Origin of the sequence: Persicobacter psychrovividus, from assembly GCF_036492425.1 — a bacterium.
Classification (GTDB): domain Bacteria; phylum Bacteroidota; class Bacteroidia; order Cytophagales; family Cyclobacteriaceae; genus Persicobacter; species Persicobacter psychrovividus.
Map to the genome: position 1 here is coordinate 882,385 of NZ_AP025292.1, position 19,644 is coordinate 902,028.

Here is a 19,644-nt window from a genome sequence, read left to right on the forward strand (position 1 = left end):
CCAAATCAACCAAAAGAATGAAGAAGTTATTGTTGTTGGGCATGGTGATGCTCATGAGTGTTCAGCTTTATGCACAACGTTCCCTCTCGGGGACAATCATCGATGAAAGTAATGAAGAGGCGCTTCCTTTTGCCTCGGTTAGTATTTTTGATGCTTCCGAAAAGTTAGTTACTGGGGGAGCATCCAATGAAAAAGGGGTGTTTATTTTTCAAGACCTCGAAAAAGGAAATTATGTGGTGAAAATCACTTGTATCGGTTATCAGCCCACTCAGAAAAACATCCTGTTAGGTGAATTGAATGAGCATTATGACTTGGGCAAGATCGAATTGATCGCTGACACCAAAATGTTGGACGGCGTAACCGTTGCGGGTCAGCGAGCGATCAGCAGTGAAAATTTGGAGCAAAAGAGCTTCAATATGGACGACCTTTTGGCGCAGTCGGGTGGGTCAGTTCTGGATGCGATGAAAAACATGCCTGGCGTGGCGATTGATGCTGACGGCAAGTTGTTTTTGCGTGGTAGCGACAAGGTGATCGTCTTGATTAATGGCAAGCAATCGGCATTGACCGGCTTTGGTCAGCAGAAGGGATTGGACAATTTGCCTGCCTCAAATATTGAAAAAATTGAAGTGATTCATAACCCTTCCTCAAAGTACGATGCTGCGGGAATGGCGGGGATTGTGAACATTATTTATAAAGAATCCAAAGAAAAGGGATTCAATGGAAGCGTGGGTTTGACTTACGGTTTAGGTGCTTTGACGCAACGCAAATCAGATTTGCCTACCGACTTGGGCTCATACCAATTTACGCCAAAGTACATTCCAAGCCTTGACCTGAACTACCGAAGCAAGAAGGTGAACTGGTTCTTGCAGTCGGAGGTGTTATCGCAAGAGAAATTACCGAACAATGAATTTACAACAAGACATTACGAGGATGGACGTGTAACCCGTTCGCAGGTTCCTGAGAACCGTCAGCAGATTCACTATATCGTGAAGGGTGGAGCGAATATCGACCTTGATGATAAAAATCGCCTGACCGTTTCAGGTGTTTATGACTGGGAAAACCATCAGGATACGGCACAAGTTGCTTACCTGAACAAAGGTGGGGAGCGTTACCGTTACACCAACTGGATGGAAGATGAGATCACGGGTTTCATGAACTTTGGATTGAACTGGGAGCATCAGTTTGATCAGCCTGGACATGAATTGACTGTCGATGGGCAATATACCAAAGGTTGGGAGGATGAAACTTATTACATCAACGATAGCTCGGCGGTTCGTCAGGGACGTGATGTTACCAATATTTTGGCAATTGAGCATACCATTGCCACGCAGGTGGACTACACCAAACCATTGGCTTCAGGCCGTTTGGAACTTGGATTAAAGGGACAATGGAGATGGTTACCTGTTGAATATACCGTCGATCGTGGTCATGAGTCGGTGATTTATCCTGACTTGGGGGAATGGTCTGACTGGGGCGAGAATATCTATGCCACCTATATGAACTGGGTGATGGAGAAAACCAAATTCAGTATGGAAATGGGGCTTCGTGCAGAATATACGGAGGTTTTCTACAAAATTGACCCTGCCAATAAGTACTATGATGAGGATGATGCTTATGATTACTTCCGTATTTTCCCGAACATTAGAATGAGTTATAATTTGGGCAATGATCAGAAATTTTCAGCCTTCTTGAACAGCCGTGTGGATCGTCCTGGTGAGCAGGAGTTGCGTGTGTTTCCGAAGTCTGACGATCAGGAACTGTTGAAAATGGGTAACCCATATTTGCGTCCGCAATTTACGACGGCTGTTGAATTGTCTTACCGCAAGGGGTGGTCATCGGGTAGTTTGGTTTTGGCGACATTCCACAAGTGGATCGAAGACCCGTTCATGCGTGTTTACACGGAAGATACCGAGAATGAAAAGTATGACGTGATGTTCAAATCGTATGCAAATACAGGTTCGGCGACCAACACAGGTTTTGAGTGGGGTGTGGAGCAGAAGGTAGGCTCTTTTTGGAAAATGAACGCCAATATGAACATTTACCGCAACCATATTCATGCTTTTACAGGCATGTTGAGATTTCCTTACGAGCATGAGTTCACGGTGGAAGACCGTGTGGATTTGACTTGGGACATGAAAATCGGTAACACTTTTATCCTGCCAAGAAATTTCACCTTCCAATTGAGCGGTTTGTATGTGGCACCAAAGAACATTGCCCAAGGGCGCATGCTATCAAGAAGCTCGGTGGATTTTGGTTTGAGCAAAAAAGTGATGGAAGGCAAAGGAGAGTGGACACTTTCAATGACCGATGTCTTCAATCAATATGGTATCCGCCAAGAAATTTATAGCGATGGATTCACAGTGAATTATGAGAATTTCTATGAAACGCAGGTCGTTCGCCTGGGCTTCAAGTATAAGTTTTAACATTTTGGAATATTAGTTTTGAACCGTCGTGGGCTTATCCTGCGACGGTTTTTTTGCTTTTACTTTTTTGGCTCGCAGGGTAATATGCCGTGATTCACCGCTCTTCACATTTAAGATTTAGTACAGTTTATAGGCGAAGACCACACCCGTAGAGTGCTCATTAATATAAGGTACATAAGAGAGCTTTCGAAGCTTGTTTTGCCGATGAATGGTTGGGATCAGGACACCGATACCTGCGCCAATAAGTAAGCCAGTAAAGGTATCAGTAGGGAAATGTTTATAGGCCTTGAAACGGAAATAACTCATCAGGGCAGGTGGCAGCGCGGCAAAACCGTACATCATGGCTTTTTTGGGCACTGACCAATGTGGGTGGTAGTCTATCAATACCTGCGCCATGAAAAAACTCGATACCGCAGTAGTTGTGGTGTGGCCACTGAAGAAAGAATTTTTGTTATTGGAGTCGCTCCTTTTCTCAAGGGAAAGTGTGTTATTATATGCCAAAGGGCGATATCGGTCAAAAGAAATAGGCCCTAAATAGGAGTAAGCATTATTGGCCAAAGCCTGTGCCTGCAAATACATCAGCGTAATGTCAATCCATTCCTGTCGAATATCTCGGTCAATATACAATAAAAGCGGCATCAAGGCACTGACCTGCAAAATGGTGTTGGAGATATTTTGGCCCTCCACCGTTTTTGTCGGGTCGAAATCGAAGACCCACCGATTAATCGGGCTCAGGCTTTGTTGATCCAGCGCCCGAAGTTCATCAAAAGTAATGGCCTCCTTTTCTCGAATAATCTTGAAGCCCAATGCCCCTGTCCCGAACCCCACCAAGGCAGATCCTCCCGTAGTCCATCGGTTGACCTGATACACTTTAGTATCTTCTTGCACTTGTGCAAAGGCAGTCATTTGTAGCATCAGGCTTAGGAAAATAGCAATCAGTTCTTTCATGGTAAGGGTTATTTACAATTAATCAGGTGCTATTAGTCAAAGATATTTTCATTACAATTGTTTTGCTGAACAATAAGGACAACAAATAGGGTTATCTGCATGAACCGAGCTGATGACCTCACCCCATTAACATGAAATTTTGGCTTTTCTTGCTGTTTTCCTTTTTCCTGCAAAACACCTTTGCACAGCCTCATAAGGGTGCTAAGGTGGTGTTTGTGGGTGGTTTGGCCTCGCTCACTGACCCGCAGCTTGAAGAGCGCTTACGGCATGAGCTGAAAACGGCGCAATCGGTGGTGCTATTGGGCGATTATGTTCCGCTTGCAAAAAAACATCGCGCAGTAGCGGATGAACAGCTGCATAAAGTTGATCAATTGCTGAAAGACTTCAGTGGGCAGGTGATCCTGACTTCTGGCTACAATGAGTGGATGGGAGGACGAAAAGAAGGCAAAAAAAATATGCGGCAGCTCGCAGATGCTATCAATGCTCGGGAAAACTGGACGACAACAGCGCAGGCCTGCCCGAATATTGTAGAAGTGCCTGTTGGCGATCACCTCACTTTTGTGGTGCTGGACACCCAATGGTGGCTGAATCCTGAAGATCGATATTTCAATAAATGTGGCATTGAAGATCCACTTGATGTACTGATCGAGTTACAGGATGTCTTGCGGCGAAATACAGGTCGGCAGGTGTTTGTGGTGGGGTACCACCCGATCGAAAGTTATGGTCATCACGGTGGCTATTTTTCTACGGGAGCATCGATTTTACTTGCTCCTTACGTGCTGTACCGCAAGGCGCTTGGGCTACGCTATGACCTCGCATTTCCCGAATACAAGGCGGTGGCTTCTCGTTTGAAGACCATCCTGAAGGCATTTCCCAATGTGAATTATATATCGGGGGCAGAAAAAAATCAGCAATATTTCTCTGTTGATGGTCTGCCGATACGCAACACCAATATGGCTGAACCTGATTTTGTGAAGCCGATAACCGAGGGGTTTACCGCTAAGCAGTCGGCTTTTGTGGTTTTAACTGCGGACAAATCAATGGAGTATGAATGGTCGTTTATTGGGACTGAAGGCCATATTAAAGCGATGAAATACACCGCTACACCAACAGCGCCTGTAGAGCAGAAAAGACAGTTGCCACCTTCGGCGAGTAGTGTGGGCAGCAAATTGTACCATGACAAAAGTGGACGGAAAAGCCGTTGGATGGGGGCGAATTATCGACAGGTTTGGGAAACACCTGTACGGGCCACCGTTTTTGATATTTCGAAGGTGTATGGTGGCCTCAAGGTCGTGAAGCGCGGAGGTGGTCAGCAAACCATGTCGCTGAGGTTACAGGACAGCACTGGCCGTCAGTATGTGCTTCGGACGGTGGATAAAAATGTGTTGGGGGCACTGCCTGCTGAATTGCAAAAAACTATTGCTCATAGCATTGTTCAGGATCAAATTTCGGCATCTAACCCCTATTCTGCACTGGTTGTAGCGCCTTTGTCCGATGTTGCAGGAATCTTACACCCTGTCCCGAAATTGGTTTATGTACCCGACGATCCCCACTTTGGGATTTACCGACAAGATGTTGCCGACCGTTTGTTTTTCTTTGAACAGCGCCCCGACGGTGATTGCTCCGACCTGCCACATTTTGGCAATTCCAAAAAGGTCATCAGTACGAAAAAAATGATTAAGAAAATGCAGTCGTCGGAAGATCATCAGGTAGATCAGCAGGCGGTTCTCAAAGCCCGTGCTTTTGATATTTGGCTTAATGACTGGGATCGGCACGATGACCAATGGCGATGGGCAGGAGAAAAAGTAGGTGGCCTGACGGTTTATCAGCCTATTCCCCGAGACCGTGATCAGGCCTTTTTTGTGAACGAGGGCATTTTACCGAAGTTGATGGCCCGACAATGGCTGATCCCCAAAATTCAAGGATTTTCGCCTTATACAGCGCATGTGAAAAGCCATGCTTTTAATGCCCGATTTTTTGATCGGACCTTCCTGACCTCACTTTCATGGGCGCAATGGCAGCCGCAAATTGAAGCTTTAATAGCCGATCTTGACGATGCGTCGATTGATCAGGCGGTAAAATCTTTCCCGAAGGAAATCTACCCGATTGCAGGGCAAAAAACAGCTAATATGCTGAAGCAAAGACGGGATCATCTGTTGCCCATGATGCGCCAATTTTATGATTTTCTGGCGAAGGAGGTCGATGTGGTAGGTACTAAGGATGCGGATCAGATACAGCTTGACTATTTGGCCGATGGGGAATTGCGGGTGCGACTTTGGCACCTGAAAAAATCTGGCGATAAGGGGCGGAAGCTTTATGATCGGCGGTTTCGTGCGACCGAAACAAAATACGTACATATTTATGGCTTGTCGGGCAGAGACGAGGTGCTCATTAAGGGAGATCGTCCGTCAAAAATAAGGGTCAATATTTTCAGTAAAGGCACAAAAGATACTTATCGGTTACTGATGGAGAAGCCACCGCGTAAACTGAAAATTTATACCGTGGATACCTTACCCAAAAGTAGTGGATTAAAAAGGATTCAGGTGAGGCATTATCAGCAAAAGGAAGCAAAATATGATCGGGAGCGTTTTCAGTATGCGGTACTTTCTCCTGCATTGGCTTTGGGGTATAATATTGACGACGGTGCCTTTGTTGGGGGTGGAGGCCTGTACCGTTCCTATCGGAATTTTCATTATTGGCGACACCGCTTTGTGGGGAATTATGCCTTCCTTACAAGGGCTTTCAACCTTGATTTGCAGTCGTCCTTATATTTACCCCTTCGGGGGATGGCTTTTGACCTTCAGGCATTTATAAAAGCCCCAAATTTCACCATTAATTATTTCGGTTTGGGGAATAATACTGAGTGGCGGGTGCCAAGGGCTGAACGGGCATTCTATCGGATCCGTTTAAATCAGTATGTCGGGCAGTTTCGCGGGTGGAAAACCCTCGGAGATCCCTTTCACCGAATTGGGCTCGGGGCTTTTGCACAGCGGACGGTCGTGGAGCCACGCATCGGGCGGTTTATATCCCGATTGAACATCAATGATTTACCTGCCAATATATTTGACGGGCAGTCCTTTTTGGGCTTGTCGGTTAACTATGAGTTCGATAATATTTCAGGCAAGCGCCTGAAAGCCGAGGAGCAATTTGCAGGCAGTGCGATTTTCCCCCGAAGGGGCTATAAGGTGAATGCTTCCCTGAAACAATACTTCGGAATGGGAGGGCTGGCGACAGATTTCACCACTTACCAAATGGATATGGCGGGCTATTTCAGTTTTTCTCAGCGGCCAAGGGTGGTGTATGCTTTGCGCCTCGGCGGACAGAAAAACTGGGGGGATTATATTTTCTATGAAGCAGCGAAACTGGGGCGGAGGGAAAATTTGCGCGGCTATCGGGCAACGCGCTTTTATGGCGATGCTTCAATATATCAAAATACTGAAATGCGAATACGACTGAGAGAATTGAATATGTATTACCTGCGGGGTGTTGTGGGCTTGCTGCTGTTTAATGATGTGGGCCGTGTATGGCTTGAGGGGGAGGATTCTGGCCGATGGCACCACGGTTATGGTGCAGGACTCTGGCTTGCACCTTTTGAGCTGGCCGTCTTGGGCTTTAACTACGCGAGGAGTCGGGAGGACGGCATGATTAACTTTCAATTTTCTTATCAATTTTAACCTTATGAAAAAAAGACCATTGACGCCAGCCGAAATCATTGCCAAAGGGAAAGCATTTATTCACCAATATTATCAGGATAACCTTCAGCTCAGCCGTTTGCCTTTCCATAATATCAAACATGTGGAAGGTGTGGTGGAGTGTGTTCAGTACCTTTCTCAACATTATCAGGTGAGTGAGCAAGACGGGCTGCTGTTGGTGGTTTCGGCACTTTTCCATGATATTGGCTATGAAAGTGGCTGCGGGAAAGGGCATGAAGAAAGAAGTGCTGATTTACTGACAAAAGCACTTGCTGATGAGCTGTCGACGGAAGAGCTCGAACGTGCCAGACGGCTTATAATGGTCACCAAGATGGGGGAAGCACCTGAGGGAATTGTGGAGTGTATTATGAAAGATGCGGATTACTTTCATTTGCATATGAGCGATTATATGGCGTATTCGAATAATCTTTGGCAGGAATTTCAGCAGATGGATAACGGGCAGGGGATGTCGGAACAAGCCTATCTGGAGTGTACCCTGACTTTTCTTAACAACCATCAATATTATACTGACTTTGCCGAAAGGAATTTTGCCCTTGGCAAAGCCTATAACCTTCAGCGTATAGAAGATCGGCTGAACCAACTTATTGAGCAAACCCCTAAAGTCCGTGGTACCAATGCGAAAGTGAAGAAAAAGAAGCGTAAGAAGAAGGAGGCTTCGGTGGAGCGCGGGGTGCAATCGATGTTTCGACTTACCTCCCGAAATCAAATCAGCCTGAGTTCAATAGCAGATAATAAGGCGAATATTTTACTGACGGTTTCTTCACTGATTGTCTCGGTGGTAACCATCTCGGGCTACCCTTACGCACAGGAGCACCCCGACCTGCAGTGGGCAATGCTGATGTTTGTCGTTACCTCATTAATTACCCTCATTCTCGCCATTCTCTCTACCCGTCCGAAGGTGTCAAAAAAGCCCGTTTCAAAGGAAGCCCTGACCAACAAGTCTGTCAATTTGCTGTTCTTTGGGAACTTCTGGAAAATGGCCTACCCCGAATACGAGTATGAACTCAACCGCCTGATTACCGACCGAAAAGCGCTTTACAATAACATGATTAAAGACCAATACAGCTTGGGTTTGGTGTTGGCCAAAAAGTTTAAACTCCTGCGCTTAGCCTATACCGTCTTTATGCTGGGATTTGTAGGGACGATGATTACCTTTTTTCTTTTTATTTATTTTTGAGGAAGCCCCCGCATTTTGCTCTACGGCATATATAGCCACCTCATTCTGTTTGCCTTTGGGCAACACTTTATTGATGTAGGAGAAGTAATAGGAAGGGCTGAATATGCCCGCACTTTTCACAAACCTGCCAGTAACCAATAGGTTTTTGTGGAAAAGTTTACACTTTTCAAGTACCCTTGCTGCGGTGTTCAGTACGTCCCCGTGATAGGCAATTTCAATTTTTACCTCGCCCACTTCCGCTGCCATGACCAAGCCAGAGTTTATGGCGCCATTGAACTGCGGGGAAAGGCCATATTTTTCCTGAAAGTAATCTTCTTTTGCTTCCAGGCTTTTGCATACCTCATAGAAGAAATCCAGCGAGCGCTGATAATTTTTGTCGTTTGCTGGCCAGGAAAGGATGATCTCATCGCCAACATATTGATAAACCTGCGCTCGATAAACGAAAATATGATCCGTAAACTCCCGAAATACTTCCTGGATGAAGGCACTGTATTTCTTATGCCCAAGAATTTCCGCTGTCCGTGAGGAAGAAATCAGGTCGGCAAAGAGGAAAATCCGGTCTTCCTCATGAGGAATACGGTATTTCCCCCTCAGGACTTTGTTCAGGTTACCAGGCCCGAGGTAGTTGGTGGCGGCCATATAAATGGTTACTCCAGAGTTGATGATCAGCCCAAGGACAAAGAAGTACAGCCATACTTTATTGAGCATAAACTGCGGAAGTTGCTCGAAAGCCATCAGCAGCCCGTAACCATAGTGTTGGGTATAGTAAAAGCAGTTAATGGCGATACTGATCAAAATGGCGACACACAAATACACAATATTTGAGGGGATGGTACTGGAGGCGCATACCACACGCATCTTAATCCAATTATTCAAAAACTCCTCGACCAGCCAAGTGGAGAAAGCCACCGACGAGGCTACAATGATGGTGATAAAATGCCTGTTTTTCAGTACGGTAATCGCCTTTGCCTCCAAATAAACAAAGGCATCTGAGCCCGATCCAAAGCGGATAAAACTTAGAATGAACATCCCAATGTTCCAAAGCAATAGCATGACCAACAGGCGGTACAAGCGGTATTTATTGATAGGAGAAAGCATAAAGTTACGCCTCATAGATTCTTCTTTTGTTATCCTTATTAAACAACGTGAAGGCTGTTTGTACTTCGATTTCAGCAGAACTATTGAAATCTATTGGATAGGTGCAGGTTTTTGTATGTTTACTTATGATCTATCGCGAGAGCCCCTCTCCTGATAGCCTGTTAAACATAGCCTGTCGAATATTTTTGTACCTGTCGGTACGGGGCTGTTGCATAACCATAAATTGATCTTGTTCCACGAAATTTTATTTGGTCACTGTATGGGCTGACCTGCGTGTCTGCCCGAATCATCATAAATTCTGTGTGGTTTGGATACACACATAGGTGCATCCGCAATGTCATTAAGTTAAGGATTTTGGGATGACTCAGGTCTAAATTCGAAGTGCTTGTAAAGGCATAATTCATTATGTCTCACGTAACAATTTGAATTAATCCAAGAGAAATCAGCGTTGTGTTAGACGTTAAAAATAACGTCTCTACGGGGTAAGGCGCTTAACTTATTGACATTGGGTGCATCCGTACAGCTCACGAAATAATCTTTTGTGTTAAATTCAAAGAATGAAGTTGTGTCACAGCCCCCTACACAATAGAAATCGTTGCATGATCTTTGAACTTTACTACTCAATGCATTAGGTTTGTACAAAACAAAATCATCGAGCAATGAACTTTACAGAAAATATAGCCAATCGATACACCACCAAATTATATGATGCGAGCAAAAAGGTAGATGCTGACATTATCGAGCAATTGAAGCAGGTGTTGTATCTGAGTCCGTCGTCATTGAACACTCAGCCATGGAATTTTACTTTCATTGAAGAAGGCGAAAAGAAGCAGGCGTTGGCACACCATTCTTTTCACAATACCGAGAAGGTGCAGAAGGCGAGCCATATTGTGGCCTTCAATGTGATTGATGATTTGGAATATTTTGAGCAAAAAATCGAAGAGACCCTTCCTGAATATGCCGTTCAGTATTATCAAAATAATTTGAAAGGTCAGCCCGCCGAAGAGATCAAAAGCTGGATGAGCAAGCAGGTGTATATTGCCTTGGGCGTGTTTTTGAGTGCCTGCGCTAGCATGGGCATCGACTCGACACCGATGGAAGGCATCGAGCCTGAGAAATACACCGAGATCCTTGGTTTGGACAAACACAAAACCATTTTGGCGGTGGCGATCGGTTACCGTGATGAGGAAGATTTGAACCAGCTCAGTAAGAAACCAAAGCAACGCCGAGCATTCGAGGAGATTATCAGTACCACCCGCTAATAACAATTAATAGGTCGTTGAAAAATAAAAAAGTAAAATAAAAACCCGTTTTACAGCTCGTAAGGCGGGTTTTTGTATACTATCCATATGGTTAGTTATTGATTGGTAAATTCACTTACCTTAGCTTTGTACTATACTTTTGATAGCAACAAACAAATATATAGTATTATGAGCTTTATTGAAACAATGGAAACCCGCTACACTACCAAACAATATGACGGTAGTAAAAAAATTGATGCAGCAACAATCGATACCTTGAAAGAGATTCTGCACTTGAGCCCATCGTCGATCAATAGCCAGCCATGGAACTTTACTTTTGTGGAGAATGATGAGTTGAAAGACCAATTGGCGGAAGCGTCTTACTTCAATGCAGACCGTATTCGTAATGCCAGCCATTTGGTGGTTTTCAATGTGATCAATGATTTACCTTATTTCGAAGAAGTCATCAATGCCAACCTTCCTGAAGGTGCCGTTGGTTATTATAATACTTTCCTTAAACCAAAACCTGAAGCGGAAGTCAAAAATTGGATGACCCACCAAGTGTATTTGGCTTTGGGCGTGTTCTTGAGCGCATGTGCCAATATGGGCATCGACTCAACCCCAATGGAAGGCATTGTGCCTGAAGCGTACACTGAGATTTTGGGTTTGGACAAGCATGAAACCGTGTTCGCCGTAGCGATCGGTTACCGTGATCCAGCCGATGATAATCAAGTGAATAAGACGCCAAAACAACGCAGAAATACTCAGGAAGTGATCACTACGCTATAATTCAAACCCCTAAAAAACAAAAATCCCGAAACTGTTTGTTCAGCTTCGGGCTTTCTTATTATGCTTGCTTTGGTTCAAGTGTCCCACTTGGCTCGAAGCATTTTATAAATTCTATAGTCCAAGCGAGACGCTTGAACTAAGGGTAACACTATCCTCCTATCGTGAGAGTCCCTCTCGTGATAACCTACAAACCCAAAGAAATCCGTTCAAAACCTCTAAAAAACAAAAATCCCGAAACTGTTTGTTCAGCTTCGGGTTTTCTTGTTATGCTTGCTTTGGTTCAAGTGTCCCACTTGGCTCGAAGCATTTTATAAATTCTATAGTCCAAGCGAGACGCTTGAACTAAGGGTAACACTATGCTCCTATCGCGAGAGTCCCTCTCGTGATAACCTACAAACTCAACGAAATCCATTTCATTTCCTCCAATTATTGATTAAATTCAATTCATAACGTGATTCTCCTTCAGTGTCTTAACCTCAAATCTATGAATAGAACTTGGTTCATCAGCTTGTTTACCATTGCCTTTGGTGGAGGCTATGTTTATGGTCATTTCGTGGATTGGGATGAGGGGACGATTTTTATGTTGTTATCCGTTTTCATATTGACAGGTTTGAGAAGAAAATATTTAGGCATGTCATGGCCGTGGTTGGGAGGAACGCTATGCGACATCGTTACATATTTCAAAGCCCCGTAAATCAAACCCCTAAAAAACAAAAATCCCGAAACTGTTTGTTCAGCTTCGGGATTTCTTGTTATGCTTGCTTTGGTTCAAGTGTCCCACTTGGATCGAAGCATTTTATAAATTCTATAGTCCAAGCGAGACGCTTGAACTAAGAACAACACTCTCTCCTCCTATCGCGAGAGTCCCTCTCGTGATAACCTACAAACCCAAAGAAATCCATTCAAACCCCTAAAAAACAAAAATCCCGAAACTGTTTGTTCAGCTTCGGGATTTCTTGTTATGCTTGCTTTGGTTCAAGTGTCCCACTTGGCTCGAAGCATTTTATAAATTCTATAGTCCAAGCGAGACGCTTGAACTAAGAACAACACTCTCTCCTCCTATCGCGAGAGTCCCTCTCGTGATAACCTACAAACCCAAAGAAATCCATTCAAACCCCTAAAAAACAAAAATCCCGAAACTGTTTGTTCAGCTTCGGGCTTTCTTATTATGCTTGCTTTGGTTCAAGTGTCCCACTTGGCTCGAAGCATTTTATAAATTCTATAGTCCAAGCGAGACGCTTGAACTAAGAACCACACTCTATCCTCCTATCGCGAGAGTCCTTCTCGTGATAACCTACAAACTCAACGAAATCCATTTCATTTCCTCCAATTATTGATTAAATTCAATTCATAACGTGATTCTCCTTCAGTGTCTTAACCTCAAATCTATGAATAGAACTTGGTTCATCAGCTTGTTTACCATTGCCTTTGGTGGAGGCTATGTTTATGGTCATTTCGTGGATTGGGATGAGGGGACGATTTTTATGTTGGTATCCGTTTTCATATTGACAGGTTTGAGAAGAAAATATTTAGGCATGTCATGGCCGTGGTTGGGAGGAACGCTATGCGACATCGTTGCATATTTCAAAGCGCCTTAAATCAAAACCCTAAAAAAACAAAAATCCCAAAACTGTTTGTTCAGCTTCGGGCTTTCTTATTATGCTTGCTTTGGTTCAAGTGTCCCACTTGGCTCGAAGCATTTTATAAATTCTATAGTCCAAGCGAGACGCTTGAACTAAGGGTAACACTATCCTCCTATCGCGAGAGTCCCTCTCGTGATAACCTACACACCCAACGAAATCCGTTCAAAACCCTAAAAAAACAAAAATCCCGAAACTGTTTGTTCAGCTTCGGGCTTTCTTATTATGCTTGCTTTGGTTCAAGTGTCCCACTTGGATCGAAGCTAAATTCTATAGTCCAAGCGAGACGCTTGAACTAAGGGTAACACCTTTATTTTTCTCTCAACGCATTATATTTCTCCTGCACTTCGATTGGTGGGTTGAAGTATCCATAAGCAATGTGCGGGAATTCTTCATGAATTGCCTCCATCACTTCGGCAACACCCAAGCCTTCGCCGGTGTCTTCCATACCCAATTTCGACAGGTACCACTCCAGATCAATATTGAAATTACGCCACTGAATCATGCTCAGATCGGTATAGCGGATCACCTGACGAAGCGTTTCAAACTCTTCTTTGTTATCCGTAAAACCAGGCAAGGTGAAGTAGTTGATCGACGCCCATTTGCCATGCTGACGGGCAACTTTGATCGACTCAATCACATCCTCGTATTCGTAATTGTTCGGCAGGTAATATTTATTGTAAACATCTTTTCTAACCGAGTTCATGCTCACACGGATACTGTCCAAGCCAGCCTTGAATAGCTCATCCACCGCTTTTGGTTTCGATCCATTGGTGTTCAAGTTGATGATTCCTCGCTTGGTGCGTTTACGAATAGCAACAATCACATCACGGATCAATTGCCATACCAACAAAGGCTCACCTTCACATCCCTGACCAAAGCTGACGATCGGCAATGGAGCATTTTCCAAATGCGGAACGGCCATTTCAATTACTTCCTCGATATATGGAATGAAGTCAATGCGGTTTTGCATCGCATCGATACCATGCTCATCAGGCTGAAAGCTGATACAACCCAAGCAGTTGGAGTTACAGGCAGGTGATAATGGAATCGGCGCTTCCCAGCGTCCCATAAAGAAGTTGCGGGCCGCAGGACAAGAATAAGTCAAAGAACAGTTGGCACCCAGATGCTGAATCAATCGGTTTTCCGAAAATTCCTGCATGGTTTCAACGGTCTTTTGCTCGATCTCCTCACAATCAAAATTTTCGAAGTCCTGACGTGGATCGGGATCAATACGAACTGCTGTTGTGTAAAATTTATCATCCAACCAACCTACGGCAGTGTAGGCATACAAAGGCAAGGTTTCAGCGCCGTCAGTTTCTTCATAAGCAGGCATGAAGGTTTGTGTGTAGGCAGGTGAAACGAATGCCGCCACAGCATAAACGTCTTCCAACAATTCTACTTCGCCGGTATGTTTGTTCATCCCGTAAGGATGACGGCAGGGCATATTGAAAAACTCACTGCCTTCCGGTAATTCGATGAAGTCCTCAGGTTTAAGCCCCATCAATCGGGTACCCGAGCGACCAATTACCTCGTAATCTTCCTCTTCAAACATGTTTCCCTCGGCATCGCAAGCCAACAAGTACGGCACACGATCAGGGTGCTTCAAATCATTTGATTTAGCAGTGTGGATATTTGAACTTTCCTTCAACACGGTAATATTTATGTCAAGCAATACACCCAGCCCCTTGGTGTTGGATGTTTGATTTTGATCAATTTTGAAATAGTGCGCAATTTAAGCATTTTTTCGCTGATAATTGTCATGCTTTGCCCTTGATGTTGAGCGTTTAGCCTTATTGGCTTAAGATTCTCAATCATGATTGCTACTGTGTAGGGACGTTGCATGCAACGTCCGTACCGTCAGGTACAAAAATATTTGACTGCCTGATCTTCGGGTTAAGCACTACACAATATTGTTGGTGAGGTGTTATAGACCTTGATTACCATGATTAAAAAGGATTTTAAGATTTGTTTCTTACGATAATCGTGATAATCCTTCTAATCAAGTAAATCATGGTCAAAAAAATACCGACGTTAAGCGTTAAGACACTAAATAAATCACAATAAAAAAATCTGTGGAAATCTGTGTCATCTGTGGACAGTCACTACCGTCCTCTTTTAAAAAGTATAAACCATCTTTCTATGCGGAATGCGATCCTCCAGGTAGATAGGCCCCTCTTCTTTAAAGCCAACCTTATTGTAAAATGGAATGATGATCTGTTGGGCTGAAATGGCAACCTGTTCAGCGGTTGGGAATTGTTGGTGTGTTGCTTTCAGTGCTTCTTGAACAAGGACTTTGCCCAGGCGATCCTCCCGAAAATCAGGAGCAATGATGATGCGTCCCAATTTTTTAAGGGGGGATTTATCGGTCTCAATTAGCCGGACGTAGCCCGCAAGTTCTCCGTCTTTTTTCATCATAAAATGAAAGCATTGCTTATCGGTGTCGTCCAAGTCTGGATAAGGACAGTGTTGCTCCACAATAAAGACATCGATGCGCAGTTTGGCGATATCAAAAAATTCGTCTTTGCTGAGCTGTTCGTAGTGTTTTAATTCAAAGGTCAAGGCCATGGGATGATGATTTTGTTTGGCGCAATTTAGGAAGAATTTTCGGCATTTGTAGGGGCATTACATACAACGCCGTACAGATTATCGCTGAACAAATATCTTCCTCAGGCTTCCCCCTGTAGCGGCACCAAAACCACCGAGTACTCCACCAAAGACGCCTGTGATCAGCACCAGGAATAACTTCATGGAGGCAGGGATTTGCAGCAGCTCGGCAATTTTAGCAGAGAGCATTTGCTGGTTGTCATAGTCGAGCCAGGCGGCAAAGGCCACCCACAAAAGCAGAATGGAGAAAAAACCGTAGAGGAAACTGTTTTTGGAATTGAAGATGAACGCCACGGTGGCGGTTGCAGGAACGATGACCCAAAATGGGAAATATAAGGAAGCGATACCTGTCAGGAAAATGCTGCAGGCGAATTGAAGTAGTCCTTTCATGCTGTGGTTAGTTTTTTGCCTGAATGTTGATCAATAATTGCTGGTCGCTGCTGGAAGAGGGAGCGGTGCTGAAAAATGGTGATTTCAGGTATGCCCCCTTGACCCAGCCTGTAGTTTGGTTGTTGTAGTACGGGCTTCCGGGGTTGCCTGAAGTTCCGCCGGGGTAGGTGTACCACATTTGGTTCCCTTCTGCCGATAGTTCGATGATCATTCGCCATGACGGCCCATGATCCGCCGATGCGGCATTGATGCTTCCTGCATTTCCGGCGATGTTGGCCTTGGCACCAAAAGGGGCAATACGTGCGAGGTGACGCAAGGAGGTGTTTTTGAATTTTGCCCAATGCAGGTCAGTTCCTTTAATTTGCTCCTGAGCAAGGGTGTTCATGGCTTCCACAAAAGCAAGGTTAAGCAGTTCCGTGCCTGTCATTCTTTTACTGCCAAACTTCAGCTGATGGGTAGGGTCTTTGAGTAATTTGATTGTCGTATAGGCCGTAGGGCGCATCATTGGAGCTTCACTTTGATCGAAATCCTCATAAAGCATACGGTCGAGGGTTTTCCACCAGGTGGCGTAAAAAGTGGGGGCTTCGGTGTCAGCGTTATTTTCATAATCCCATTGACTTAATTGCTTGTAAGCATAACGGTGCAAGCGGGGTAACGGCAGGGTGTCAACAAACCCCAGCCAGTGCGGGAGGCTTTCTGCTGCCTGCAAGTTAAAGTTGTCATTTTGCAGTTTCTTCATGTCCTCCACAGTCCATTCATCGTTGGCATTCAAGCGCTCAAAAATGATCCGGTTTCGGTAATATTCAAATCTTTTGGCCGCGACCACATAGGGGTAGGTTTCATCCACCGGATGTTGATTGGCCGAATAAATGAATCCCTTTTTGGGGTTGTGCTCATAGATTTGTTGATTGGCAGGAATATAGCCTTCCCATAGGTTATTGAGGTGATTCCCTTCACGGAGGAATCGTCCGGCTTCATCACGACGGATGGGGAACTTGCCCTGAATGTGCATGGCAATGTTGTTATCAATATCCGCATAGGCGAAATTTTGTGCCGGAGCATCATAATGGCTGATGGCCTGTTTAAAAGCGGTGTAGTTTTCTGCTCGGTTAATTTGGTGAAAGGCGAGTACCTCATTGCTCTTTTCATGGGCAATCCAGTGGTAAGCGTAGCCCGTGTAAGGGCTGTTGGAGCGATAAGCCTGATCATAGTAGACGGGTCCGAAAACGGTATATTTTACAGTGTCAATAAAGGCGGGCGCATTCTTGATTTTAATGGTCTCAATGCGGTTGGTTACCGTCTCCACTTTTCCGTTCAGATCGTAGCGATTTCGCAGGTCGTCCAGAAAGTGAATTTTATACCAGTCCACTAAATCCCTTTGGGCATTGGTAACGCCCCAGGCGATTTTTTCATTCATCCCAATAATGATACCAGGAGCCCCGGGAAGGCTTGCCCCCATGACATTGACATTCGGGCTGTGCAGTTGCATAGCGTACCAAATGGAGGGCAGGTTTAGCCCAAGGTGCGGGTCGTTACAAAGTATGGGCTTGCCTGATTTTGTTTTTGAGCCATGAACTGCCCAGTTGTTGGATCCGTTCAGCGGGTTGGGGCCAGGATCCAGCGGAAAGTCGATGGTTGTATTCTGAGCCGCCAGGGCTTGTTGGGGCAGGGCTTCTCCCCAGGAATTGGGCTGATCTACAATTGGCCGCTGACCACTTTCCATCAGTGGAAACAGCAGGTCGAATTTTTTCTTGCCCAGCTTTACCAGTGCATTGGTGTTTTCAAGGTCGGCATTGCTGGCACACAGGTTTTGTGCCATATATTTCAGCAGGAGTGCACTCTTGAGGGGTGTCCAGGGTTCCGGGCGATAATCAAGGATTTTGTATTCTATCGGGAAGTTGCGGTGTGGCAGGTTTTCAATGTAAGCATTGGCGCCATCGGTGTAGGCCTGTAGCATTTCACGGGTTGCCTCATGGTCCATAAAAGCCTCGGTGGCTAATTCCGCAGCGTAGCACATGCCTTTTCTGCGCTGGCCGCGATCATATTGCAGAATGAGGGAATCTTGCCCGAGAATTTCCGATAATCGGCCTGCGGAGGCCATGGTCTGAAAATCCATTTGCCAGAGGCGGTCTTTAGCGGTGAAGTAGGCCTGCAAAAAATACAGGTCGTAATCATTATCAGTAAAAATATGAGGGACCTGATTTTCATCGATCAATACTTTGGCATCACCTTTCAGCCCCTTGAGTTTTATTTCTTCAAGGATGTTGCTGTGGGTATTTTTGTAAGCAGCATTCTGCCAAAAGCCTTCGAAAGGGTTGAGGAATTTCCCGAGTGGAGGGACTTTCCCCCAAGTTCGGTTGAGTGCCCAAATCAGGCTGATGCATATTGTCAGGTGAATAATAAATCGTATTGTTCGCATAAGTAGTAGGTGATGGGCTGTTAAGTAGTGAGAAAATAAAGCTTAACCTATATAATGTCAATAAATTTTGATATTTTCCTTATACTAACCTAAATAAGAACCCTATGAAGTATAATGAAGGTATGCTGAAGCCTGAGGCGCTTGCCGGCAAAACCATTATCGTAACTGGCGGAGGAACAGGCCTTGGCCGTTCGATGTCTCAGTATTTTTTGGAATTGAAAGCCAATGTGGTCATTTGCAGCCGTAAAAAAGAGGTGCTTGAAGCTGCGGCTACCGACCTGATGAACAAAACGGGCGGTCAGGTGCTGGCAGTTCCCTGTGATGTTCGGGAGGTGGATCAGGTGCAGGCGGTGATTGATGCCGCAGTCGAGCGGTTTGGTGGGGTGGATGTGTTACTGAACAATGCCGCGGGGAACTTTATCAGCCCTACTGAACGACTCTCGCCCCGTGCATTTGCCATTATACTGGATATTGTACTGAAGGGGACATCGAACTTCACTTTAGCGATGGGCGATTACTGGATAAAAAATCAAAAAGCAGGGACGATTCTGAATATCGTGACCACTTATGCATGGACAGGCAGTGGCTATGTGGTACCATCGGCGGCAGCAAAAGCAGGTGTGCTGGCCATGACCCGCTCCTTGGCGGTAGAGTGGGCAAAGTATAATATTCGGAGCAATGCCATTGCGCCAGGGCCTTTTCCTACTGAAGGGGCTTGGAGCCGATTGCTGCCAGGAGAGTTGGCGCAGAAATTTGACCCAGCTCGTCGTGTACCGTTGAAACGCGTGGGAGAACATCAGGAGTTGGCCAATCTTGCGGCCTATCTGGTGTCGGATTATTCGGCCTATATGAATGGAGAGGTGGTAACGATTGACGGTGGTGAGTGGCTTAAAGGAGCCGGGGAATTCAATGGCCTGGACAAAATTACCCCTGAAATGTGGGATATGTTTGAGGCGATGCGGAAGAAGTAGGAGTAGTCGTACGGTAGGGAGCTGTTGCACAAATGGCTCCGCAATATATCAAACCAAATAAAATTTGCCCATGCCTTTTTTACCATGGAATGAATTCCATGTCTATTGCGAAAAGTCTTTTCAGGACTGCTGTGCCGAAGGTACATTTCGTAATAGCTGCGGGTTTTAACCCGTAGTACATAAGCGGTAGGATAAAATTTGGGTATTGATAATCAATTGGCAATCGTG

General features: G+C 45.1%; 14 protein-coding genes. 8 read left to right on the forward strand and 6 right to left on the reverse strand.

Annotated features, from left to right (window positions below; all coding sequences use genetic code 11):
* The first annotated feature begins 17 nt into the window (after positions 1-17).
* Positions 18-2,423 carry a TonB-dependent receptor gene (locus AABK40_RS03925; RefSeq protein ID WP_338397695.1) on the forward strand — a complete coding sequence of 802 codons (2,406 nt, stop codon included), beginning with the start codon at positions 18-20 and terminating at the stop codon, positions 2,421-2,423.
* 117 nt (positions 2,424-2,540) lie between these two features.
* On the opposite strand, the gene AABK40_RS03930 is transcribed toward AABK40_RS03925, so the two are convergent.
* Entirely contained in the window at positions 2,541-3,371 is an 831-nt protein-coding gene (locus tag AABK40_RS03930) for a phosphatase PAP2 family protein (RefSeq protein WP_338397696.1), read from the reverse strand.
* Positions 3,372-3,502: 131 nt separating this feature from the next.
* Between AABK40_RS03930 and AABK40_RS03935 the strand changes: the two genes are divergently transcribed.
* Together AABK40_RS03935 and AABK40_RS03940 are read left to right on the forward strand one after the other, a co-directional pair.
* Entirely contained in the window at positions 3,503-7,045 is a 3,543-nt protein-coding gene (locus AABK40_RS03935; RefSeq protein WP_338397697.1) for a BamA/TamA family outer membrane protein, read from the forward strand.
* Positions 7,046-7,049: 4 nt separating this feature from the next.
* Positions 7,050-8,261: a Pycsar system effector family protein gene (locus tag AABK40_RS03940; RefSeq protein WP_338397698.1), complete on the forward strand. Its 1,212-nt coding sequence runs from the start codon at positions 7,050-7,052 to the stop codon at positions 8,259-8,261.
* Here the strand turns inward: AABK40_RS03940 and AABK40_RS03945 are convergent.
* On the reverse strand, positions 8,190-9,374 hold the full coding sequence (locus AABK40_RS03945) for an adenylate/guanylate cyclase domain-containing protein (protein ID WP_338397699.1): 1,185 nt from the start codon (positions 9,372-9,374) through the stop codon (positions 8,190-8,192). The two genes, AABK40_RS03940 and AABK40_RS03945, sit on opposite strands and share 72 nt — an antisense overlap.
* 644 nt (positions 9,375-10,018) lie before the next feature.
* On the opposite strand from AABK40_RS03945, the gene AABK40_RS03950 reads away from it, so the two are divergent.
* The 4 genes from AABK40_RS03950 to AABK40_RS03965 all read left to right on the forward strand — a co-directional run bounded on the left by AABK40_RS03950 (position 10,019) and on the right by AABK40_RS03965 (position 12,987).
* Entirely contained in the window at positions 10,019-10,621 is a 603-nt protein-coding gene (locus AABK40_RS03950) for a nitroreductase family protein (RefSeq protein ID WP_338397700.1), read from the forward strand.
* A 168-nt stretch (positions 10,622-10,789) separates the two neighbouring features.
* Positions 10,790-11,389: a nitroreductase family protein gene (locus AABK40_RS03955; RefSeq protein ID WP_338397701.1), complete on the forward strand. Its 600-nt coding sequence runs from the start codon at positions 10,790-10,792 to the stop codon at positions 11,387-11,389.
* 484 nt (positions 11,390-11,873) lie between these two features.
* Positions 11,874-12,083: a hypothetical protein gene (locus tag AABK40_RS03960; protein WP_338397702.1), complete on the forward strand. Its 210-nt coding sequence runs from the start codon at positions 11,874-11,876 to the stop codon at positions 12,081-12,083.
* A gap of 694 nt (positions 12,084-12,777) precedes the next feature.
* Positions 12,778-12,987, forward strand: a complete 210-nt coding sequence (locus AABK40_RS03965; protein WP_338397703.1) for a hypothetical protein — start codon at positions 12,778-12,780, stop codon at positions 12,985-12,987.
* Between the two features lie 352 nt (positions 12,988-13,339).
* Here the strand turns inward: AABK40_RS03965 and AABK40_RS03970 are convergent, their stop codons facing one another.
* The 4 genes from AABK40_RS03970 to AABK40_RS03985 all read right to left on the reverse strand — a co-directional run bounded on the left by AABK40_RS03970 (position 13,340) and on the right by AABK40_RS03985 (position 18,445).
* Entirely contained in the window at positions 13,340-14,680 is a 1,341-nt protein-coding gene (locus tag AABK40_RS03970; RefSeq protein ID WP_338397704.1) for a radical SAM family protein, read from the reverse strand.
* A 467-nt stretch (positions 14,681-15,147) separates the two neighbouring features.
* On the reverse strand, positions 15,148-15,597 hold the full coding sequence (locus AABK40_RS03975; protein WP_338397705.1) for a GNAT family N-acetyltransferase: 450 nt from the start codon (positions 15,595-15,597) through the stop codon (positions 15,148-15,150).
* A gap of 78 nt (positions 15,598-15,675) precedes the next feature.
* Entirely contained in the window at positions 15,676-16,026 is a 351-nt protein-coding gene (locus tag AABK40_RS03980) for a hypothetical protein (RefSeq protein WP_338397706.1), read from the reverse strand.
* Between the two features lie 7 nt (positions 16,027-16,033).
* Complete coding sequence (locus tag AABK40_RS03985) at positions 16,034-18,445, reverse strand: penicillin acylase family protein (RefSeq protein ID WP_338397707.1); 2,412 nt, start codon at positions 18,443-18,445, stop codon at positions 16,034-16,036.
* Positions 18,446-18,549: 104 nt separating this feature from the next.
* On the opposite strand from AABK40_RS03985, the gene AABK40_RS03990 reads away from it, so the two are divergent.
* Positions 18,550-19,416, forward strand: coding sequence for an SDR family oxidoreductase (locus tag AABK40_RS03990; RefSeq protein ID WP_332922089.1), 867 nt, complete (start codon positions 18,550-18,552; stop codon positions 19,414-19,416).
* Positions 19,417-19,644: the final 228 nt, after the last annotated feature.

Excerpts from the sequence above, each read along its gene's own strand:
- AABK40_RS03925 (WP_338397695.1), top strand. The coding sequence starts at position 18 with ATGAAGAAGTTATTGTTGTTGGGCATGGTGATGCTCATGAGTGTTCAG.
- AABK40_RS03965 (WP_338397703.1), top strand. The coding sequence starts at position 12,778 with ATGAATAGAACTTGGTTCATCAGCTTGTTTACCATTGCCTTTGGTGGA.
- AABK40_RS03955 (WP_338397701.1), top strand. The coding sequence starts at position 10,790 with ATGAGCTTTATTGAAACAATGGAAACCCGCTACACTACCAAACAATAT.
- AABK40_RS03975 (WP_338397705.1), bottom strand. The coding sequence starts at position 15,597 with ATGGCCTTGACCTTTGAATTAAAACACTACGAACAGCTCAGCAAAGAC.
- AABK40_RS03990 (WP_332922089.1), top strand. The coding sequence starts at position 18,550 with ATGAAGTATAATGAAGGTATGCTGAAGCCTGAGGCGCTTGCCGGCAAA.
- AABK40_RS03950 (WP_338397700.1), top strand. The coding sequence starts at position 10,019 with ATGAACTTTACAGAAAATATAGCCAATCGATACACCACCAAATTATAT.
- AABK40_RS03945 (WP_338397699.1), bottom strand. The coding sequence starts at position 9,374 with ATGAGGCGTAACTTTATGCTTTCTCCTATCAATAAATACCGCTTGTAC.
- AABK40_RS03935 (WP_338397697.1), top strand. The coding sequence starts at position 3,503 with ATGAAATTTTGGCTTTTCTTGCTGTTTTCCTTTTTCCTGCAAAACACC.
- AABK40_RS03980 (WP_338397706.1), bottom strand. The coding sequence starts at position 16,026 with ATGAAAGGACTACTTCAATTCGCCTGCAGCATTTTCCTGACAGGTATC.
- AABK40_RS03960 (WP_338397702.1), top strand. The coding sequence starts at position 11,874 with ATGAATAGAACTTGGTTCATCAGCTTGTTTACCATTGCCTTTGGTGGA.
- AABK40_RS03940 (WP_338397698.1), top strand. The coding sequence starts at position 7,050 with ATGAAAAAAAGACCATTGACGCCAGCCGAAATCATTGCCAAAGGGAAA.
- AABK40_RS03930 (WP_338397696.1), bottom strand. The coding sequence starts at position 3,371 with ATGAAAGAACTGATTGCTATTTTCCTAAGCCTGATGCTACAAATGACT.
- AABK40_RS03985 (WP_338397707.1), bottom strand. The coding sequence starts at position 18,445 with ATGCGAACAATACGATTTATTATTCACCTGACAATATGCATCAGCCTG.